This is a genomic window from Nitrospirota bacterium, assembly GCA_035873375.1.
In the GTDB taxonomy this organism is placed as follows: Bacteria; Nitrospirota; Thermodesulfovibrionia; order Thermodesulfovibrionales; family JdFR-85; genus BMS3Bbin07.
Map to the genome: position 1 here is coordinate 1 of JAYWMQ010000017.1, position 21,029 is coordinate 21,029.

Here is a 21,029-nt window from a genome sequence, read left to right on the forward strand (position 1 = left end):
ACTGTAGACCAGCGTATCCCCCGGAACACTCAAAATCGATGCGCATTGTTGTACCTCAAATCTTAGACTTAGTATACCCTGTCACTTGCAATTTTATTCCATCTTCTCCTAATGTGGAAGCCCTACTGCTTTGAATGCCGCCCGCACCGTCTGTGTTGCGCCCTTAGGTGCTTTTCCGTCCTTTATAAGAAGCCGTGCAGCCTCTACCGTTATTTTAACAGCATCGTTAAAGACCGCTGTGCTCCAAAGTTTTTGTAGTGCGGTATACCATATCAGTGCTGCCTTATCGGTTCCGATATCCATTGCAACAAGGTAAAACGCCTTGTTTGGGATGCCGCTGTTGATATGAACCCCCTGATTATCACCAGACCCTGAGTAATAGTCCTTCATATGATCCGGCTGTGGGTCCTTACCCATGAGTGGATTGTCATAAGCTGTTCCCGGGGCCTTCATGGAACGTAATGCCTCTCCATATAGTTCCGGCCCCATAATCTCATCGCCAATCAGCCAGTCCGCATTATCTGCAGTTTGTTTCTCTTGATATTGTGTGATCACGGAACCAAAGACATCCGAGAAATGTTCATTCAGGGCTCCTGATTGACTATAATATTTCAGGTTAGCCGTGAACTGTGTAACTCCGTGTGTCAACTCATGAGCTACCACATCAAGGGATTTTGTGAAATTCACAAAGATATTGCCATCACCATCACCGAATGTCATCTCATCACCATCCCAGAAGGCATTCATATATTTAACACCGAAGTGTACATTGAGGATCAGGTTCATGCCGAGGTTATCGATAGAATTCCTGTTTAATACATTCTTGTAGTAGTCCCGAACAGTTGCACTGTAGTCGTAGGTGTCGTTCACAGCATCGTCACCGGTAACGGGATCGCCCTCACCCCTGACGAGTTTAACTCTTTGTGTCCATTTATTCTGACAGTCATAAACCTGCCGGGATGCTGTACCTGGAGGTGCAGTAGTAACCCCTGTAAACACTTCCATATCCACAACCTTGGCACTTCTTTTTTCACGGCTCAGTTCGCTTTGATGAATGGCTAAACGGGCTCCCTCAATCCCAGCCCTCACCAGGTTCTCAAGGACAAATGGGGGAACATAGCTACATTTACATTCCTTAAACATGATACCCTCCTTTTTTGAATGTTTGAATTTCTTGAAAACTCCTCTAAAACAGTTCTATGATTCAATTAAGATAGAAGGAAGCAATAGATATGCCAAACCGTGATGATTTGTAACGTATTGATTTGCAAGGTATTTTTTAAGAGTGTTTAATAGGGAGAGTAATTTCCTGGTGACTCCAGCGTTACTTTTTTATGACGCAGAGAGGAGGCTAAACCCTTAACCGTGGTTTTTTGAGTGCGTCAACCATCGCTAAACAGTTAGCCTGTATCAGTAGCGGAAATGTTTTGGGGAGAGGTTGTGCTTCCTGAGCAGGTTCCAGAGGGCTGTACGACTCTTTCCTGACTTTCTGGCAGCACTGACCATATCTCCTCTGTGTTCTGTCAGGAGATTGGACAGGTAGTTTTTTTCAAAAGCATTAATGGCCCTTTCCTTAGCCACCTTAAAATATTCTGTCTCTATTTCCTTAGCAGTTGCTTCGCTTGCAGGTAGTTGGATATCTCCAGCACTTATTACTGAGGAGGTGGACATCACAATTAGCTGCTGGACCTTGTTCTCAAGTTCTCTGATATTTCCTGGCCATGGATATGAGATAAACATGTCCATGGCATCGTCTGTTATTTCCTTTATCTCTTTGTTGTATTCCCTTGAGTATTTCCTTGTAAAGTGCTCAACCAGAATTGGAACGTCTTCCTTTCTCTTGCGCAGAGGGGGTATAAATATGGAAACTATATTCAACCTGTAGAAGAGGTCCTCCCTGAAAGTTCCCTCTTTAACAAGTCCTGCAAGGTCTTTGTTTGTTGCAGCAATTATTCTAATATCAGCCTTTTGGAACTTGGAGTCTCCAAGAGGTTTATACTCACTATCCTGCAGCAAACGGAGAAATTTTATCTGGATGTAGGGACTGACCGAACCTATCTCGTCCAGAAACAGCGTACCGCACTCAGCCTCCTTCACAAGTCCAACCTGTTGAAGACCAGCATCTGTAAAGGCACCCTTTGCATGACCAAAGAGTTCGTTTTCAAAAAGGTTTTCCGGAATAGCACCGCAATTTAGAGGAATAAAGGGCTTGCCAGCCCTGCAGCTCAGATAATGAATAGCCCTGGCTGCCAGTTCTTTTCCTGTTCCGGTCTCGCCGGATATCAAGACATTGACATCACATGCGGATATACGATCTATCTTTTCATGGAGTTCCTGTACTACCCTGCTTCTGCCCAGGATCTGTCTTAGTCCAAACTCTCGCTTAAGGGCCTTTTTTGCAGACTCACATTCCCTGTCAAGTGCATCTCTGCTGTTAAAAGTTGTATCCTTGCTTTGAGATAGTGTATGCATGTTTGCCGCTACTCTACAAGTTAAGTGTACGCCCGGTATGAGCGTAAACAGTGGTGAAACAGCAGGTGAAAACAGGTCCCATCTACATGCTCCCTGACAGTAAAAATATATTAGCACAAGTATTAGCCAAAGGCAAGGGTAAAATTACCAGCAGAAAAACTGGTTACAGGGCAGGATTTAAGATGAATTCATCACAGTAAATGATGCTTTTGCGCTATTCGTGACTGACCCAATTGCGGGACACTCCAGGCAGAGGAAAACGGTTAATTGTCCCGGTCTCTCTCTCCACCTTCTCAAAAACCTCTTCGGGCGAAAACAGGCCGGTTATATCTACCCACTGGATACCTTCTTCCTTTTTAAACCATGTAGACTGTCTCTTTGCATACCTCTTTGTTGCACGCTTTACAATCAGTTTCGTTTCATCAAGCCCCAGCTTCCCCCTCAGGTATCCTAAAACCTCCTTATACCCGATAGCCTGAAGTGGGGTCTCCGAGGGATTCATTCCGAGGAGCCTTGCAACCTCATCAACCAATCCGCGGGCAAACATCTCTTCAACCCTCTCCTCAATCAACCTGTAAAGCTCCTTTCTGTCCCTCGTAAGCCCTATCTTTATATACTCGTAGGGCAGGGGAGAGGTAAACTCCCTCTGGAGCTCGGATATAGGTCTGCCAGCCTTTAAGGAGACCTCAAGGGCACGGATAATCCTTCTCTTGTCTGCAGGCTCAATAGTGCAGGCCCGCTGAGGGTCTATCTTCAACAGCTCCTGATACAGTCTCCCCGGAATCCTGCTCTCAAGCCTGAGCAAGGCAGCCCTTAACTCAGGATCAGCTTCCGGTGCAGAAAATAGCCCTCTTGTAAGGGTCTTTATGTAAAGCCCTGTGCCGCCAATAACAATCGGGAGCTTTCCCCTGCTGTGAAGCCCTTTGATCAGGGGGGAGACGTCCCTCAAATACCTGCCTGCACTATAGGTCTCTGAGGGATCAACAATGTCTATCATATGATGTCTGACCCGCGCTTTCTGTTCCGGGGAAGGCTTTGCAGTACCAAGGTCCATTCCCCTGTAAATCTGCATTGAATCAGCGCTTATAATCTCTGTCCGGAGTGCCTCAGCCAAGAGCAGTGAAAAGCCTGTCTTGCCCACTCCCGTAGGACCGGTGATTATGATCACCCTCTTTTTTCCACCATCCTGTTCCATACATTAATTTTAACCTAAAGGGTGTATTTAAAGACGAAGAACTCCAAAATGGTAATAGAAGAAAGGGAATGAGGTATAGAGTTTTCACTCATTCTCGTCCCGGCGTCCGGCCGGGACTCCGATCCCGAAGTACTTCGACTCACCTTCCGGGTGAGACAAAAGTGATAATTTGAAACCGTTCAAACTCTATACCCGCATTCCCTTTCAGAAATTGACGGGATTTCTCCCGGCAGTTCTGGAAGAGGTATCCCTGGTTGAAACAATAACGCCTATTGTTATAAAATTTCATAACTGAATGTTCTGCTTCATCACCAAAAAAACTATCAATTATCAGGGAGGTGTTAGAGAATGAGTAATGCCGAGGAGATCGAGACACTTGAGAATTCACTGGAAGGGTACAAGGAGAAGGTTGCCCCGGTTACAAAGGCAACTCTCACCTGGGACAAGGACCTTATCTTTGTCGGAAGAACCCAGCGGGGCTATGAGATAGATTTTGACGCCAGGGTAGAGTGGGGCTGCATGCCTACAGAGAGTCTGCTGCTGAGCCTTGCCGGCTGTATGGGCATTGACATGGTCTCTTTTCTCCAGAAGATGAAGTGCAGGATTGAAAGCTTCAAGATCGACCTGGAGGGAGAGAGAAACCCAACCCCGCCTCAGTACTTCAAGACAATCAGGATGACTGTTCACCTGTCAGGGGATGGCATAACAGAGAAAAAGGTGCAGAGGGCGATCTCTTTATCCCATGAAAAGTATTGTTCCGTCTATCATACACTAAGGGAAGACCTGAAGGTCTTCGTGGATTACAGAATTAATGAAACCAAATGACAGCCCCTCCCATTATCTCGGACACAGGAGTCGCCTCCAGAAGAGATTCGTTGAAAACGGCATAAAGGGCCTTCAGGACTACGAGGCCCTTGAGTTGCTGCTCACCTATGGTGTTGCACGGAAGGACAGAAAAGCTGTTGCAAAGGCACTTCTGAAAAGGTTTGACGGGATATCCGGGGTTTTCGGGGCAGAGATTCACGAGCTTAAAGAGATTGACGGAGTAGGAGAGAAGACCGCAATTCTTATAAATCTCATGCAGTCACTTATGGAACTCTGTGTAAAGGAGCGGACATTTCACAAAGCAAAGATATCTTCTCCGGAGGCAGTGGTAGAGTATTGCAGGGTCTCAATGGGGTGGCTGAGGGATGAGCAGTTCAGGGTCATTTATCTAAACTCACAGAATGAAGTCCTGTCGGAAGAGGTTATTCAGGAGGGAACGGTTGACCAGGCTGTTGTATATCCGAGAAAGGTACTGGAATACGCCCTGAAACACAAGGCCGTCAGCATTATACTCGTACATAATCATCCGGGAGGTCTTCTGAAACCATCAAGGAGTGATATCGAACTGACAAAACGCCTTAAGAACACATCCGAGGAGATGGGGATCAGGGTCCACGACCACTTTATTATTACACGAGACGGACACTTCAGTTTTTATGAAAACGGCCTGCTGTAGCAGACATTACAGATTACCAGGTGCTTACAGTATTACCTTTTTAATCATTCTTCTTGGCTCCGGCGGTTCCACCCCTACCTCAAAAGCCTCCTCCATAAGCTGAAATGCCTCAGCCAGGTTGGTTTCGTCATTATAGTGGAGTACGGCAAGGGTGTCTCCCTCCTGCACAACGGCTCCGGATTTCCTGTTCAGCAAAATACCTGCTCCATGGTCAATCCTGTCTTCAAGCCTCTGCCTGCCTGCCCCAACGAGCATGGAGGCAATGCCCACCTTTTCGGCATCCACCCTTTGTATGTATCCACCTGAAGCAGCCTGAACCGGCTTTATGTGAGCAGCCCCCGGCAATAAGGCAGGGTTTGCAACTATCTCGGAATTGCCTCCCTGACGCTCTACAAACTCCATAAAGCTTTCAAGGGCCTTACCCGAGTCTATCAGCTCTTCAAGCTCCGCCCGTTTCTCTGAAAGCGCGCCTTCATCTATATCCTTAATCCGCGGAACCACTATCCTGGGATTGTCAACAGCCTTTTCCACCCAGTCAGCGAGATAAAGCATCCATGCCCCGAGCGTAAGCGTCACTTCGATGAGGTCCTTGTCCGCCCTGCCTTTCAGTGCATTTATACACTCCTTGATTTCAAGTGAATTACCCACGGTCCTGCCAAGAGGTTCATCCATGTCTGTAATCAGAGCCACTGTCCTGACCCCAAAGGAGTTACCTGTATTGGTAAGGGTGCCGGCAAGTGCCTCAGCATCTTTCATGGTCTTCATAAAAGCCCCGGAACCCACCTTTACATCAAGCACCAGCCCGTTAAGGCCCTCTGCCAGTTTTTTTGACATAATGCTTGATGCAATAAGAGGGATGCTCTCTACAGTTGCCGTAACGTCTCTCAGCGCATAAAGCTTTTTATCTGCCGGGGCAATATCCTCTGTCTGCCCCATCATTGCAACTCCTGTTTCCCAAAGGATATTTCTGAAGTCAGCAATACTCATCTCTGTCCTGAAACCAGGAATGGATTCAAGCTTATCGAGTGTGCCCCCCGTGTGACCGAGTCCCCTGCCGGGTATCATTGGCACGGTAACACCGGCAGCCGCAATAAGGGGTGCAAGGATGATGCTTACCTTGTCGCCAACCCCGCCGGTTGAGTGTTTGTCTATCCTGGGGTCATCCATCTCGGTAAGGTCGAGTATCTGTCCTGTATGGAGCATTACGTCTGTAAGAGTAATGGTCTCCTCAACATTGAGCCCCCTGAGGAATGCCGCCATTAAAAATGCCGATACCTGGTAATCGGGCACCTCTTCAGAGAGGTATCCCTTTATGAGGAACTGAAACTCCTCTTTGTTCAGGCACCCCCCGTCCCGTTTCTTTTTAATGATGTCATATGCACGCATGGTAAATATGTTAACATACGGGGCTTAAAGAGCGCACGTTTTTGCGCCTCATAAATTAATCAACCCGAGCAGAATGCTGGCATAATAATTGCTTCTAAATTATTACTATTAAATTTTTTGTTCTGACAGCCGATAAAAGAATTAAGGAGCGTGTTTATTATGGTCTTACGTGAGGCAAAAGAGATTGTGGGAATCCTGATGGAGAGTAACGTTTACTTTGAACTCAGTCTCCGGGAGAGACTCCGCCTCATAAAACACATACTCAGCACATCCCGGACTGAAACCCAACGGCCTGCCTGAATCCTACATCCCGAATTCCCTGTCTATTGTTGCCTTGACATCTTCGATTTTTTTACCTTCCTTGTAAGTCTGGGAAGCCCTCAAGGCCTCCTGCTGACAGAGTAGTCAACCCGCCCCGTGATTTCCTGTAAAGCAGCTCAGAAGGCTCTTGTGATAGAAAGGGGGCTCACTACAGTTGCAGTAGCAGTAGACCTGGTCCAAAACCTCCGGATTTTCCCGGGCTGCTGCATAAGCTGAACGGGTCAGACCTGTAAACATTGCAGGATCTATCACAGGACGTGTCTCTCCCCCTTTGACAAAGAAGGACTTTCCGTCGTTTTTTTGCGAGTTGGTAAAAGGAATTTTACCGGAGACAGCAAGTACAAGGATGAGCACTGAAAGGGCAAAGACAATCCAGATAACAGGGGGTTTGCCCTTCTTCTCTGAAACTTTCTGCTTCTTCTTTCCCTTGTTAGCCATTCCCCCCTCAACCCCTTTTCAAATTTAAACAAATACTACCAAATATATTTACACAAAAAGATGAAGAAAATATGAAAATCGCCCCCAAAACCTTTTATAACAAAACACAGACTTCCTGAATATTCAGAAGGATATGTATTTGCCTAAAAAATTACTGAAATCAGAAGCTTACACCTGCCTCTATGAATGGTCCTTTAAATTCCATAGATGCCCTTACGTCATTATGGTCTATCTTGATCTTTTCATATCTGTATCCGCCGGCAATAAAGACAGGGCCTACGGGTTTTACCTTCATCCTGGCTATGAGGTCATAATAACTGTTTGAACCGTATGTAATTCCCCTTATCTCCGCCTCAATGCTGAACAAATCAACAGGTTTTAACTGGACTGCGGCATAGATCATGGGGATCGGAAGGGTATAGCTTGCAGATTCCGACTGATCTCCCTGGGAGATCTTTGCTTCAAAGTCAATAATCCTCAGGTTTAAACCCAATTCCACATTGAGACTGCCGGCAGTGGCAGTATTGAGAAAGGGCAGGGAGTAATAAACCGCAATGTCATAGTGGTCTGCCTTCAGTACTGAATTAAACGGAACCGTTGGATCAAACGTTTTATTTCCGAATGTAAAGCTCAAATCCTTGGACCCCTGGCCTTCATACTTCATCGGGGTTGCCATGAAGTAGATATTCGGAAGAAAGAGCGGCAGGTCAGCCTTTACCCGGAGATAGGGTCTGGCCTTGCTGTCATACTTGAGGTTTTCCTTAAGATCAAGGTTGTTTTCAACCAAGTCATTACTACTGTACTGCAGATCACCTGATGGGGCCTGATTCCAGTATCCTACTGCTGCCTCAAGACCAAGTGCATAAGTTCTACCTGGCGTGATAAGGAGTAGAACCGTAAAGACCACCGTCAAGGGGATTAAAAAACCAAATTTTTTCACCTGAAACCTCCTTGGAAATTAAAAATATCTTTTAGACCAACACATGGTCATAATATGCATCCAAGTGTTAAAATAGACCAGCCTATCAGAAAACTTACGCTAAGTATAGCATTTTTAACTGATTTAGACAATGAAAAATTCTTTTTATGGAGGAAGTTGTGGGGAAGAATATTGTACATAAGATTTTTGAGGCTCACCTTGTAAAGGGTGAGCTTAAAAAAGGGGAAACTGTCTCCCTGAGAGTGGATGAAGTCTATACACAGGATGCTACAGGCACCATGGCCTGGCTCCAGTTTGAGGCTATGGTGCTTGAAAGGGTAAAGGGCCCCCTTGCGGTGAGCTATGTTGACCATAACATGATTCAATCCAACCACATGAATCCTGATGACCACCTTTTCCTGCAGACCGCAGCGGCAAGGTTCGGCGCCTGGTTTTCAAAGCCCGGCAACGGAATATGCCATCAGGTCAATCTTGAGAGGTTTGCAAGCCCGGGCTGGATTACCCTCGGAACCGACAGCCATACACCGACAAACGGCGGCATGGGTATGATTGCCATCGGGGTTGGCGGGCTGGATGCCGCCACAGCTATGGCTGGGATGCCCTTTGAGATAAAAATGCCGGAGGTAGTGCTTGTAAGGCTTGCAGGTAGACTCAGGCGGCCCTCGGCTACAGCCATGGAAGTCATTCTTGAACTCCTGAGGAGGCTTACAGTCAAGGGTGGAGTGGGAAAGATTTTTGAGTATGGCGGCCCGGGGGTCGCTGACCTCAATGTCACGGAAAGGGCAACCATTACAAACATGGGCGCAGAACTTGGCGCTACCACATCCGTTTTTCCGTCTGATGAAAGAACAGCACACTTCCTCAGGGCACAGGGCAGAGAAGAAGACTGGTCGGAACTCAGGGCAGACGAAGGTGCTCAATATGACGGGGTTGTCGAGATAGATCTGAGCAGCCTTGAGCCCCTGATTGCCCAGCCACATAGTCCGGACAATGTTGTCAGGATCAGGGATATCTCGGGCAAAAAGGTACATCAGGTATGTATCGGAAGCTGTACAAACTCCTCCTATCAGGCGATGAGGGCAGTTGCATCGATCCTGCGAGGAAACAGGATTGCAGAACATGTGAGCCTTCATATAAATCCCGGGTCAAAACAGGTCTATGAGATGATCGCACGGGATGGCTCCCTGTCGGACATGATAGCCGCCGGTGCAAGGATGCTCGAGGCCTCATGTGGGCCCTGCATCGGGATGGGTGGGTCTCCCGGCACAGGACATGTCTCCGTAAGGTCTTACAACAGGAATTTCAGGGGCCGCTGCGGCAACAAGGATGCCTCTGTCTTCCTCGCCAATCCCCTCGCCTGTGCCGTGATGGCACTAAAGGGAGAGATAGTCGACCCGACTGAGACAGGCCTTGTGGTGGATGAGTTTACTGAACCGGAGGCCGCCCTTGTTAATGACAATATGCTCCTTGCACCATTGGATGACGGCTCCGGAGTTGAGATAATAAAGGGCCCGAATATAAAAGAGGTGCCCCTCAAAGAGCCTGTAAAGGATGAGATAAGGGCTGAGGTACTCATAAAGCTTGGAGACAATGTTACAACAGATGATATAATGCCTGCAGGTTCCCAGATACTGCCCTTCAGGTCAAATATCCCGGCGATCTCAGAATATGTCTTCTATAATATTGATTCAACCTTTGCAGAGAGGGCCAAAAAGGCAAAAGAGCACGGTGGCGGGATAATCATGGGGGGCGAAAACTATGGACAGGGCTCCTCAAGAGAGCATGCCGCCATTGCACCAATGTATCTTGGCATACAGGCAGTGATTGCAAAGTCTTTTGCAAGGATTCACAGGGCAAACCTGATAAACTTCGGTATACTTCCCCTGATATTCACCAACCCGGGGGATATGGATAAAACAGACGAGGGGGATGTGTTGAGCATTACCGGGGTCGGGAGCTCTCTCATCACCAACCAGGAATACAGGGTAAATAACCTTACAAAGGGTCTGGAGTTTACCGTCTTCACTGACCTGAGTGAGCGTGACCGTGTCCTCCTGCTTTCCGGAGGACTGCTGTCTTTTGTAAAAAAACAGCTATCTTAACAAAACCAGTGATAAAAGGTTGTTGGAAGCGATATGATAGACTCTTCACTGTGGATATAACCATCGATTAAGGAAAGCATGAGGAGAGTAGTTGAAAAAATTCATTTTCGATACCTTAATATACGGTTCATCAAGCTCCAGCCTTTAGTCTGACAGGCAAAAGACTTCAGACTGTATTAATGGATGTTTATCGAGTTAATGAATTTTCTTCAGTTGCTCTCCTCATGCTGACACGGGTAAAATTACACAACTCAAGTTGAATTTAAAGGTAAACATGTTTGATACATTAAAAAGGGTTTTTGGTTTTCAGGCCTTCCGTCCGAATCAGGAAGAGATTATAAAGAATATCCTGAAGGGCAGGGATGTTTTTGCTGTGATGCCCACAGGGGGTGGAAAATCGCTATGCTATCAATTACCCGCCAGGATAATGCAGGGGACAGTGGTTGTTGTAAGTCCCCTTATTGCGCTGATGAAGGACCAGGTTGATGCTGCCCTGGAAAACGGCATCTCCACGGCCTTTATAAACAGTTCCCTCAAACCCCGGGAAATGTCCGAAGTTTATCAAAGGCTGAGAAATCATGCCCTGGAGCTCCTCTACATTGCACCTGAACGCTTTGCAATGCCTGATTTCATTGAAACACTGAAAAACATCCCCGTCTCCCTTTTTGCCATAGACGAGGCACATTGCATCTCTGAGTGGGGGCACGACTTCCGCCCTGATTACCTGAGACTCTCCAGTATTACCAGCGTCTTCCCAAATATTCCGGTTGCAGCCTTTACAGCCACGGCAACCCCCGGGGTTCAGGAAGATATAATCAGTAAAATCGGGCTCAGATCCCCATATACGGTACGTGCCTCATTTAACCGTCAGAACCTTTTTTACCGGGTAACAGGAAAGACTGCAATAGAATCACAGATACTGGAATTCCTTGGCGGGCATACTGATGAGTCCGGCATCATTTACTGCACTACACGTGATTCCGTTGTCAAAATGGCTGACTTTCTGACAGCCAACGGTATTAAGGCCCTGCCCTACCATGCAGGATTGACGCCTGAGCAAAGGAAGAGGAACCAGGAGGCCTTCAGCAGGGATGAGTTGACGGTAATTGTGGCAACGATTGCCTTTGGTATGGGAATAGACAAGTCAAATGTCCGTTTTGTCATTCATGCGGACTTGCCGAAAAATATCGAGAGCTATTACCAGGAGACAGGACGAGCCGGGCGTGACGGTGAGCCCGCCTGGTGCATACTCTTCTTCAGCAGGGGAGACATTCCGAAAATCAGATACTTTATTGATCAGATACCTGAAGACAAAGAGCGGACAATCGCCACAGAGAAACTGAATCAGATGGCAAGGTATGCATCACATAATGTCTGCAGGCGCAAACACCTGCTCGGATATTTTGGAGAGGAATACGGGGATGAAAATTGCGGGGCATGCGATATTTGCACCGGCACTGTTGAAAAGGTTGACATCACGATTGATGCACAGATACTGATGTCTGCCATGTCAAGGACTGGTCAGCGCTTTGGGATCAGGCATATCATTGATATTGTTACAGGAGCCAATACAAAGCGTATCCGGGAGCTTCAGCACAACACCATAAAAACCTACGGGGCAGGCAGTCACAAGGATAAAAACCACTGGAGGTTCCTCGTTGATGAACTCCTTGCCCAGGACGTTATACGCCAGGATGGTGATAAGTATCCGGTACTGAAACTCACGGAAAAAGGTCAAAGCGTACTCTACGGAAAAGAGAAACTTACGGCATTGAAAAGGGAGGAGACAAAGACAAGCCGCCGTACCGTACAGGACGATGAATTTAAGTCCTTTGACAAGGACCTCTTCAAGAGACTCAGGGTTTTGCGGAAAACCCTTGCTGAAGAGCAGCAGGTCCCTCCGTATATAATATTTTCAGACAGGAGCCTTCATGAGATGTGCAGGTATTATCCCGCAACCCTGCCGGACATGAAAAGGATCAGCGGGGTCGGGGATGCCAAGCTTGAACGCTACGGAGACGATTTTATAATGGAGATAAAGGCATACCTGAACGAAAACCCCGGTGTCCCGGTTCCTGATAATGAATATTCTGCCTTGCCTGTCAATCCGTTACGGAAGAAGGGAAAGGGAGAAACCGTTGAAAAAACATATGAGCTTTTCAGGGAGGGCCTGTCATTGGAAGGGATTGCAGAGACGCGTAATCTTTCGATATCCACAATCACGGGGCATCTTGAACAACTGATAAGAGATGGCCGTGACATAGATATAGACCGTATCGTTGACCCCGCAAGGCGAAATAGCGTGGAAAAGCTTTTTTTGACCCTCCAGGTCTGGAACCTGAGGCCTGTTGTCGAACATTTTAATGGTACGGTAAGCTTTGAAGAGGCAAAAATTATAAGGGCCTCCCTGCAGCAGAAACAGGCAAATTTATAAATCTGTGATATAATATAAACAATAGCAGTCGTTGCAGATAAAGAAAAAATTTCTCTAAATCTCATTGCCAAAATTCCTGCAAAAAACAGAACAACCCGAACCCGGCAATAAATGGTTGTTGAAAGCGTTATGATGGAGACTTTTTATCACGGGAGCGGGGATTAACATAAACAGAAAATCCTGTAGTTTTAATCTCAGCAACATCATCAGAGGAGGAAGGGAAATGAAAGGCATAAGAAACATTTTGTTTGCAGCGCTGGTCAGTTTCCTGGTCTTGGGATTCGCAGGCACAAGTTTCGGCCAGGGCCCTTTTGTGAAAGACGAAATCGTCGTTAAATTCAAGCCGGGGGTCACAGGGGAAACGATTGAAAAGATAAACCGGGGTCATGGTACATCCGTCTTTTACGTAAGCAAGCAGGGGAGATTCAGCCGCCTTAAGGTCCCTGCCGGAAAGAGCGTTGAAGAGCTGGTGGATATTTACAATAAAAACCCCTACGTTGAATATGCAGAACCAAACTATATTGCTCACGCCTTCTGGATACCCAACGACCCTTTATACCCCTACCAATGGAACTTCTATAATGACAAATACGGTGGAATCAATATGGAATCTGCCTGGGAGGTCAGCACAGGTGACAGCAGCGTGGTAGTTGCAGTAATAGATACAGGTGTGGCTTACGAGGACTATATTGACAGTTCTGCAAGAGGAAGGAACAGGACTGTAACTTATGAACAGGCCCCTGACCTGGCTGAAACAAATTTCGCACCCGGTTATGATTTTGTCAATGATGACTCTCACCCTAATGACGACGAAGGGCACGGCACCCATGTTACGGGTACCATAGCTCAAAGCACAAACAATAATACAGGTGTGGCAGGAATAGCCTTCAATACCTCCATCATGCCGGTAAAGGTCCTGGACAGCAGAGGGTCCGGCACCTATACCGAGATTGCGGATGGAATCTATTTTGCCGCCAATAACGGTGCAGATGTAATCAATATGAGTTTAGGAGGGTCCAGTGCATCCACTACCCTGGAAGATGCCCTTGCTTATGCTTACAACAAAGGTGTAACCATTGTAGCTGCAGCCGGCAATGATGGTACAGACGTTATCAGCTATCCTGCTGCTTATAATGCTTACGTCATTGCAGTAGGCGCTACCCGGTATGATGAAACATTGTCTTATTATTCCAACTACGGCCCTGGCCTGGATCTGGTCGCTCCGGGAGGAGACACAAATGTAGACCAGAATGGCGATGGATACGGAGACGGTATCCTTCAGCAGACCTTTGGAAGCAGCCCAACAGATTGGGGCTATTATTACTACCAGGGCACCTCCATGGCCACTCCGCATGTTGCCGGGGTTGCCGCCCTTGTAATCGCTTCAGGTGTTACCGGGCCGGATAATGTCAGGCAGGTCCTGCAGAGCACAGCCAAGGACCTGGGGGCGCCGGGATGGGATAAGACTTACGGATGGGGAAGGGTGGATGCCGCTGCAGCGCTGGGATACACACCAGAGCCTGTTCATAATGTTGCAGTAACGAAGATCACTGCTCCTGACTCAGCCTTTTCGGGAGACACGGTATCTATTGACGTAACCGTGGCAAACCCCGGCGATTTTTATGAAACCTTCACCTTAACCCTAACCGACGTCACAGACGGCGTGGAGATAGGCTCCAGATCAGTTGCCCTCACTTCAGGTACCTCAACAACAGAGACCTTTTACTGGGATACCCTCAATGCCACCCTGGGAGACCATGTCCTGAAGGCCAGCGCCTCTGTTGTTGCAGGGGAGACAAACACCTCTGATAACTCAAAAAGCGTTACGGTTACCATTACCAATGTTGTTGAACAGCCTTCCATGCACGTAGCAAGTATTAACATGGCACTCCAGACAACATCAAGAAGGAACATCACCTCAGCACTGGCGACTGTCACCATTGTAGATGCCTATGGGGCTCCGGTTGCCGGAGCAACAGTCTCAGGTTACTGGAGCGGGGCCACATCTGATTCTGACTATGGCACAACAAACACGGCAGGGAAAGTAACACTGGTCTCGGACGGGATAAGAAGACCGGCAAGCGGAACGACCTTTACCTTTACTGTACGAGATGTAACATTGAGTGGCTGGATATATAACCCCGATGCCAACATAGAGACTCGAGATTCCATAACCGTTCCGTAAAAGAGATGATTTTTTCCCGACCCCGCCGTCGTCGACTGAATGACAAGTCCACGGCGGCGGGTCAGTTTTCTACTGAACTGCTGCTCTACGTATTCTACGTATTACAAGTACAACAAGGAACATTCCGGCTGCAATTGCAGCTCCAGGATATTTTATACCGTAAACCAGGGGCGTCAATGCCAACCTGGTAGCCGCCCTCAGTCCCTCATTCGCCCTTATGTAATCAGCTACAGGCGGAGAATATCTGTAGTAGAGCCTCACAAACTTCCTTCCAATAATATTGGGGACCTTAAACCTGAGATCTAAAATCCGGAATCTGAAATCCGGAATAAGCCATCTGTCCCTGAACTCCCTTAAAACCTTAACATGCGGGTCAAGGTAACTGCCGTATGCTGCTGTCGCAATAAAGCAGTCCCAGTTATCACCGGCAGCCCCTGCCAAACCTTTCAGGGATACCTCTGCATCAGGTGTATCAGGGTCATTGGATGGTATAACAAGGGTTGCTTCCTTTAATCCATATGAAGTAGCCGAAAAAATCAGATCAACCTTACAGTTTTCCCGGGGCGCTATGGTCAGATCTGAACACTCATCCTGCCGGATGACAAAATCCTGCATATCTCTACCTTGAATGCTGATCGTGCCTGTCACCAGAGGTGTTTGCCCTGAGTTGGTAACAGTTAAGCTTCGGGATAAGGGGTTATCACTCAACTCTACGATTCCAAAATCGATTGATAATGGATCAACCGATATATTTGGATACACTGAAAGGGTTGCCGTCATGGTTGACTGAGGAGGACTGATTGAAGTTACCTCAGCTATATTGCTCAGACCACTGTATAACTGACTGGCCGGAGTGCTGGAGCCTGTAAAAGACGTATTATTCGTAGAACCGGGATAAAGGTCGCCGTCATCCCCGCTGTTATTCCGTCTCTCAAGATCCCAATTGCCGTCGGCCTGCACAACGGAAACCTTGTAATGGTTTTTCGAACAGTCAGCGGGTGGAGAACATTCATTGTTATTATCTGGCCGGCTTTCGTCTATATGCCATATGGCAAGTCCCTCTCCCGGCAATCCCTCATCAAAAGTACCACTTACACGATACCGGTTTTCAACCAGAAAATATTCGCCACCGGTAGCCGGACTCCCGGGGAGAAGCTGATACACATCCATCGCTGTGGCTGCCGAATCAATTGCCTCATTAGTGAGGCTGTCTGTAACCTGAGTCGGAGCTATCCATCCAAGGCGGTATTTGCTCCATGCCGACATATGTGCAGGGGTGTCTCCAAGGGTCGTTACATAGTTCCATGTGCCGGCACCCATCAAACCCCACTTGCCTATTCCGGACGAACTGCCATCAGTATCGTAAAGGTCTGGTAGCCCCAGGGCATGGGCATACTCGTGGGTGAAGACACCTATCGTTGACTGTGCTGCCGAAGGAGTGGACTGATAAAGCTCCGGCATGATGATGTAGTTGTTAATAATATAACCGTCCGGACAGGCCGCATCTGAATCGGCCGTGGTATAGGCACCGTAGTTACTGTTCCCGGAGTTCCTGGCACTGGCGAGGTCCCAGCTATGGGACCATATATCTGTCGAGGATTCACCTACCTCCTCACCGGTACCCTGATGGACTATTCCCACTACATCCACGTAACAGTTCCCGTCTGAATCATAGGCGGAAAAATCAACCGTGGCATCTGCTGCCACAACAGCCTCGTAAACGAGATCACCGGGCCACTTATCCCACCCCTTTGCATCATTAGTGCCATAGTAGTCATGAGTATTCGCCGCCGTGTACCATCCCACAACACTGGCCGGGCCGGGTGATATGCTGAAGGCACCGTAGGAGACCTCCTCGTAGTAGTCCTTCATGCTCTTGTTTCCTGTACCAAAAAGGAGGGTATCAAAATCCGGCGTGTTGTATATCGTTGTCGTATTATTAAAATTTATGAGGATGACGGGGATATTCGCAGTCCCTGAGGGAGGCACCACTCTTTGAGGCGTATTGGCAGATTTTACTGCCTTGTCCTGAGGGGTTTTCAGCGCGGCCTTTCCGGTCGGCCTGAGATGCAGTTTTAACCCAACGGGGAGTTCAATTTCAACAACCAGGGACGTAGGTGCAAGCCTTCCCTTGCCGTCTGTAGTGGCATAAATCCAGTTTCCCGTAACTTTATCACGGATAACGGTATACCCGTCTAACGTCTCCCAACCGTGCGACCACTTGTCACCCCACTGCCGGGCAGGAAACTCGCTCCCGTCAGCCTGCCTGAGAATTTGCTCAACCGGGGCAGCCACAACCGCTTCGGCCTTCTCCATCCACATGAGTCCGATTAAAAAACAGACCTGAAATACACAGACAACAATGCTAACCAATCCTGCCCTCATCTCATCTCTATATCCCTTACCCAGAAGAGACCTCCCCTTTCATCACCCCTGAACTGAACCCTTGCCCGCACCTTCCTGCCAAACAATTGCGGAGGCAGTTTCTCTTTTGTATAAAAAGGGATATCCTTACCAACCTTGTCCCTGAGGAAATCCGGCCCATTACCAACGGCTTTGGTCGTCTCAATGTATATGGTTATTCTGTAAAGGACCTGTTCAGGCTGAATACCTGCCAGCCTCGAGGAAACAATTGCATACTCGGATACCGTACCTTCAACTATTGTTTCATTCGGAATAACAGGGACAGAAGCACACGAACCAATCATCAAGAGAGTAAAAAAGAGCGATACACAAAATACAACCGTTAGCCTTCTAATCATATCACACCCCAATAATCTTTAAAGGTTTTATATAGTTTACTGCATAGGTTGCTGCAGTTGCACCTTGTGAAATCTCACGGTATCCTCTCCGGCAAACACAAGGTATCCCTCTACTGCTGAAACACCCTCTCTAAAACATTCCCGCACTATCTGCATATAATTACCGACCTGCTTTATATATCCCTCCAGGAGTGAGGTGTCATGACCTGTCTTGAAATCCATGACCCTTATTATCTCACCATCAAAGACGAGTAAGTCAACCCTGTACGGAGAGTCATTCTTTACAAAAGACACCTCCGGCAACCGGACCTGCCCGTGTACGAGCTCAAGGAAAGTACTGTCATCAACAAGGCTTGACAGCCGCCTTTCAATGGAGATTATTGCACCCTCATCCAACGATACATATCTCTGCCTGACCCTGTCAATTGATTCCGGTATTGAATCTGCAGAAAAATCCCCCAGCATCTCTACAGCATAATGAAATGCCTCTCCGAAAAGCCTGTCCCTGTATTCATCCGGGTTCTCTAAACTTCCATCATCATCCAGGGAGGGGCCCTCAATGCGGGAAGGCCCACCCTGGAGCATATCTTTCAGGGAGACTGTCGACCCGGCAAAGGAGACGGATCCAGTGGAGGGGGCATCTCTTTTAATTACAGTCGACTCCAACCCTTTTTCTTCATCAGGGAGTGAGCCGGCCCGGTATATGCTGCCTGCATCCTGCCCCCCGGTCTCCAAAACCCTGCAAAGAATATCAGACAAGTGCCGGGAGTCTGACACTTCTGGCTTCTCCGCAACCACCATAAGTCCATCCCTTGCCCTTGTCAGGGCAACATAGAGATAATTCAGGCGGTCCGTCCTTATCCTTGCCTCCTCCCGAACCCGTATGTCATTAAGCTCGGTAACAAGTGCGGCAATATTTTTGTTCTCGCTCAGGTACAGCCCCTTTACCGTCATATCTTCGTTATGGTCTATTATGATTGGCGTATTTCTGGCATCAAACGTCATCCTGATATCCAGTTCAGGCAGGATTACATATGGAAACTCAAGCCCCTTTGCCTTATGAATGGTCATGAGCCGCACGGACTTTTCCGAGACACCTGAGGGAATAAGGGCCTTTGTGGAGGAACGGCTATTCATAAATGCTATAAAATCCTCAATGCCTAACGGATCCGAAATCTCCTCTGAGGTCGCCATACCTGCAAGGCAGAGAAGGTTGGGATCGTAATTAAAGGCCCTGTGCAGGTCAAACTCCCAGATAATCTTCTCTACAAGCCTGTAAACAGGTATCAGACCCGATACACTTTGCAGCCTGGAGAGTTTTTCTGAAAGGATAGGGGATATTGCAGAAAGATTATCCCGTTTATGAAAAAACTGCCTGATACCTCCCTCATCAAGGAGACCCTCAACAGAGAAGAGGAAGCCAAAGAGATAGACTGCCTGCTGAGGGTCTGCAAGCCAGTTTAACAGGTTCATTACCGCCCTGACCGAAGGCTGCTCTAAAAGAGCCTCGGAGGATTCTGTCAGCACATCGTAGCCGCGGACTCTCAAAAACTCGGCATACTCCTCGCAGGTCCTGTTTTTCTGACAGAGCACGGCTATATCGCCCGGAAGAACACCCCTGTTAAGAAGGGTTTCCACAAAAGAAAGCACTGTCTGCATCTTCAGGTCCGTGAAACAATCCATGTCTGAAGCTGCTCCCTTTTTCCTTGTGATAAACCTCACGTCAACGTATCCTTCCCGCTCGAGTGTGGATTCCTGCTCCTGATAGTCGTATCCGTATTGTGTTGCAACATCGTAAAAAACCCTGTTGACAAAATCCACGATAACCCTGCCGCTACGGAAGTTTCTCCTGAGGCTCCGGGCCTGCAGCTTTTCGGGATAATGGGAAAGTACGGCATCAAAGAGCCTGCTCTCACCACCCCTGAACCTGTAAATAGACTGTTTTGGGTCACCAACATAGAAAAAAGACCCTACCCTCTCCTTCTGTCCCATTCCCGAGGTCAGTTCATCTGCAACGGGTTTTAAAATCTTCCACTGAGTAATACTTGTATCCTGAAACTCATCGATCAGCAGGTGCTCGATCCGGCTGTCAAGGCGGAAGTAAAAATAATCGGGATTTTCATCGATCAGGGCATTACCGATGAGGAGGTTGTAACATATCCTCGTAACATCATTGAAGCTCAGGGCGTTGAGGCTCTGCTTCGTCCTGTCCGGGTATTGGAGAAACCTCAGGAAGAGGTAAAGGGTTATGCGCTGAAATATGCGGTTTTTATATCTGAAGGAATCCCTCATCTCCTCCTTAAGCAGATCAAAGGAATCCTGTATCTCCGGTAAATACTCAAGGGAGGAAAAGTATTTGTAATCAGTGTACTGCTCCTTTGCAAGGCTCGTAAGGGCAGGCAGGTCTTTTATTCGGGATTCCTCATATTTTTTAAGTTCTGAAATCGCCCTCTTGCCCAGCTCCGGATAGAGACGCCTCATTCTTCCGGCAAGAGACGCTGCATCAGCCCTCACCTTCTTCTCAAGCCCTCTCAGCACATCAAACTCATCAAGCAGCCCTCTGACTTCCTGCTTCCGACTTCCCGCTTCCGACTCCTGACTCCTGACTTCCTGCTCTCTCCCCTCGATCTCCGTCCTTATTGAAAGCATTTCCCTGAAATAACCATCAAGGACCCTGAATGGTGAAAGTTCAGCAGAACCGCTCAGCAGCACGAGGTTTTTAAGGAGCTGCCTCATGGAATCATCAGAATGAATCCCTGCAATAAACTCATCATAGGCCCTTCTGTAAATCCCGTCTTCTTCAGACTCTGTAATTATCCTGAAATCCGGCAATACTCCCGCCTCAAAGGGGAAGAGTCTGAGAACGGAGTTAAAAAAGCTGTCTATCGTAGAAACCCTCAGCCGTGAAATCTCCCTGACAACCCCTTCATATATGCTCCCCGCCTTTTTCCTTAGATACCTCAGAACCCCGGCACGCTCTTCTCCCACCCCTTGCTGCATCCAGTACTCTGCAAGCAGGAGAGCTTCTTCCCTTGGTGCCTGCAGGGCCCCCTGTCCACTATCCTCCGGAAGCTCATGTGCAAGGTATTTGAGGGTTTTGATTATCCGCTCATACATCTCATTGGTCGCCTTGTTTGTAAAGGTGAGGCAGAGTATCCTGTCAGGCTCAACGCCCGCTAAAAGCAGGTTCACCACCCTGAGGCTCAGATTGAAGGTCTTGCCGCTTCCGGCAGATGCCTTAAGCGCTATGCTTTTCTCCGGGGAGAGTATATCGAGTGCGCCTCTATCCATAT

General features: G+C 47.8%; 15 protein-coding genes. 6 read left to right on the forward strand and 9 right to left on the reverse strand.

The genetic code is table 11. From position 1 onward, the window contains the following. Positions 1–108: 108 nt before the first annotated feature. From VST71_04215 to miaA, 3 genes are all read right to left on the reverse strand, one after another. On the reverse strand, positions 109–1,143 hold the full coding sequence (locus VST71_04215; GenBank protein MEC4684923.1) for a M4 family metallopeptidase: 1,035 nt from the start codon (positions 1,141–1,143) through the stop codon (positions 109–111). 267 nt (positions 1,144–1,410) lie between these two features. Next, on the reverse strand, positions 1,411–2,472 hold the full coding sequence (locus VST71_04220) for a sigma-54 dependent transcriptional regulator (GenBank protein MEC4684924.1): 1,062 nt from the start codon (positions 2,470–2,472) through the stop codon (positions 1,411–1,413). Between the two features lie 214 nt (positions 2,473–2,686). Then, positions 2,687–3,667, reverse strand: coding sequence for a tRNA (adenosine(37)-N6)-dimethylallyltransferase MiaA (gene miaA, locus VST71_04225; protein ID MEC4684925.1), 981 nt, complete (start codon positions 3,665–3,667; stop codon positions 2,687–2,689). A 348-nt stretch (positions 3,668–4,015) separates the two neighbouring features. On the opposite strand from miaA, the gene VST71_04230 reads away from it, so the two are divergent. Next, positions 4,016–4,492: an OsmC family protein gene (locus VST71_04230; protein ID MEC4684926.1), complete on the forward strand. Its 477-nt coding sequence runs from the start codon at positions 4,016–4,018 to the stop codon at positions 4,490–4,492. Beyond that, positions 4,479–5,168: a DNA repair protein RadC gene (gene radC, locus VST71_04235; protein MEC4684927.1), complete on the forward strand. Its 690-nt coding sequence runs from the start codon at positions 4,479–4,481 to the stop codon at positions 5,166–5,168. The genes VST71_04230 and radC overlap by 14 nt, the downstream gene beginning before the upstream one ends. Positions 5,169–5,192: 24 nt before the next feature. On the opposite strand, the gene VST71_04240 is transcribed toward radC, so the two are convergent. Next, positions 5,193–6,554, reverse strand: a complete 1,362-nt coding sequence (locus tag VST71_04240) for a thymidine phosphorylase (GenBank protein ID MEC4684928.1) — start codon at positions 6,552–6,554, stop codon at positions 5,193–5,195. A gap of 159 nt (positions 6,555–6,713) precedes the next feature. On the opposite strand from VST71_04240, the gene VST71_04245 reads away from it, so the two are divergent. Beyond that, complete coding sequence (locus tag VST71_04245; protein MEC4684929.1) at positions 6,714–6,854, forward strand: hypothetical protein; 141 nt, start codon at positions 6,714–6,716, stop codon at positions 6,852–6,854. Positions 6,855–6,857: 3 nt separating this feature from the next. Here VST71_04245 and VST71_04250 read toward each other — a convergent pair whose 3' ends face one another. Beyond that, a complete protein-coding gene (locus VST71_04250) occupies positions 6,858–7,313 on the reverse strand; it encodes a CYCXC family (seleno)protein (GenBank protein ID MEC4684930.1) in 456 nt (151 codons plus the stop codon). A 160-nt stretch (positions 7,314–7,473) separates the two neighbouring features. Continuing rightward, positions 7,474–8,253, reverse strand: coding sequence for a TIGR04219 family outer membrane beta-barrel protein (locus tag VST71_04255; GenBank protein MEC4684931.1), 780 nt, complete (start codon positions 8,251–8,253; stop codon positions 7,474–7,476). A gap of 158 nt (positions 8,254–8,411) precedes the next feature. Between VST71_04255 and VST71_04260 the strand changes: the two genes are divergently transcribed. The 3 genes from VST71_04260 (at position 8,412) to VST71_04270 (ending at position 14,974) form a co-directional block, all read left to right on the forward strand. Then, positions 8,412–10,355 (forward strand): aconitate hydratase, encoded by a 1,944-nt coding sequence (locus VST71_04260; GenBank protein ID MEC4684932.1) that lies wholly within the window; start codon positions 8,412–8,414, stop codon positions 10,353–10,355. A 274-nt stretch (positions 10,356–10,629) separates the two neighbouring features. Next, a complete protein-coding gene (gene recQ / locus VST71_04265) occupies positions 10,630–12,789 on the forward strand; it encodes a DNA helicase RecQ (GenBank protein MEC4684933.1) in 2,160 nt (719 codons plus the stop codon). A gap of 223 nt (positions 12,790–13,012) precedes the next feature. Further along, positions 13,013–14,974, forward strand: coding sequence for a S8 family serine peptidase (locus tag VST71_04270; protein MEC4684934.1), 1,962 nt, complete (start codon positions 13,013–13,015; stop codon positions 14,972–14,974). Between the two features lie 69 nt (positions 14,975–15,043). On the opposite strand, the gene VST71_04275 is transcribed toward VST71_04270, so the two are convergent. From VST71_04275 to VST71_04285, 3 genes are read right to left on the reverse strand one after another with little or no spacing between them, the layout of a single operon-like run. Further along, a complete protein-coding gene (locus VST71_04275) occupies positions 15,044–17,359 on the reverse strand; it encodes a M6 family metalloprotease domain-containing protein (GenBank protein MEC4684935.1) in 2,316 nt (771 codons plus the stop codon). After that, on the reverse strand, positions 17,356–17,736 hold the full coding sequence (locus tag VST71_04280; GenBank protein ID MEC4684936.1) for a hypothetical protein: 381 nt from the start codon (positions 17,734–17,736) through the stop codon (positions 17,356–17,358). Before VST71_04280 ends, VST71_04275 begins: the two co-directional genes overlap by 4 nt. A gap of 36 nt (positions 17,737–17,772) precedes the next feature. After that, entirely contained in the window at positions 17,773–21,027 is a 3,255-nt protein-coding gene (locus VST71_04285) for a UvrD-helicase domain-containing protein (protein MEC4684937.1), read from the reverse strand. Positions 21,028–21,029 lie beyond the last annotated feature (2 nt).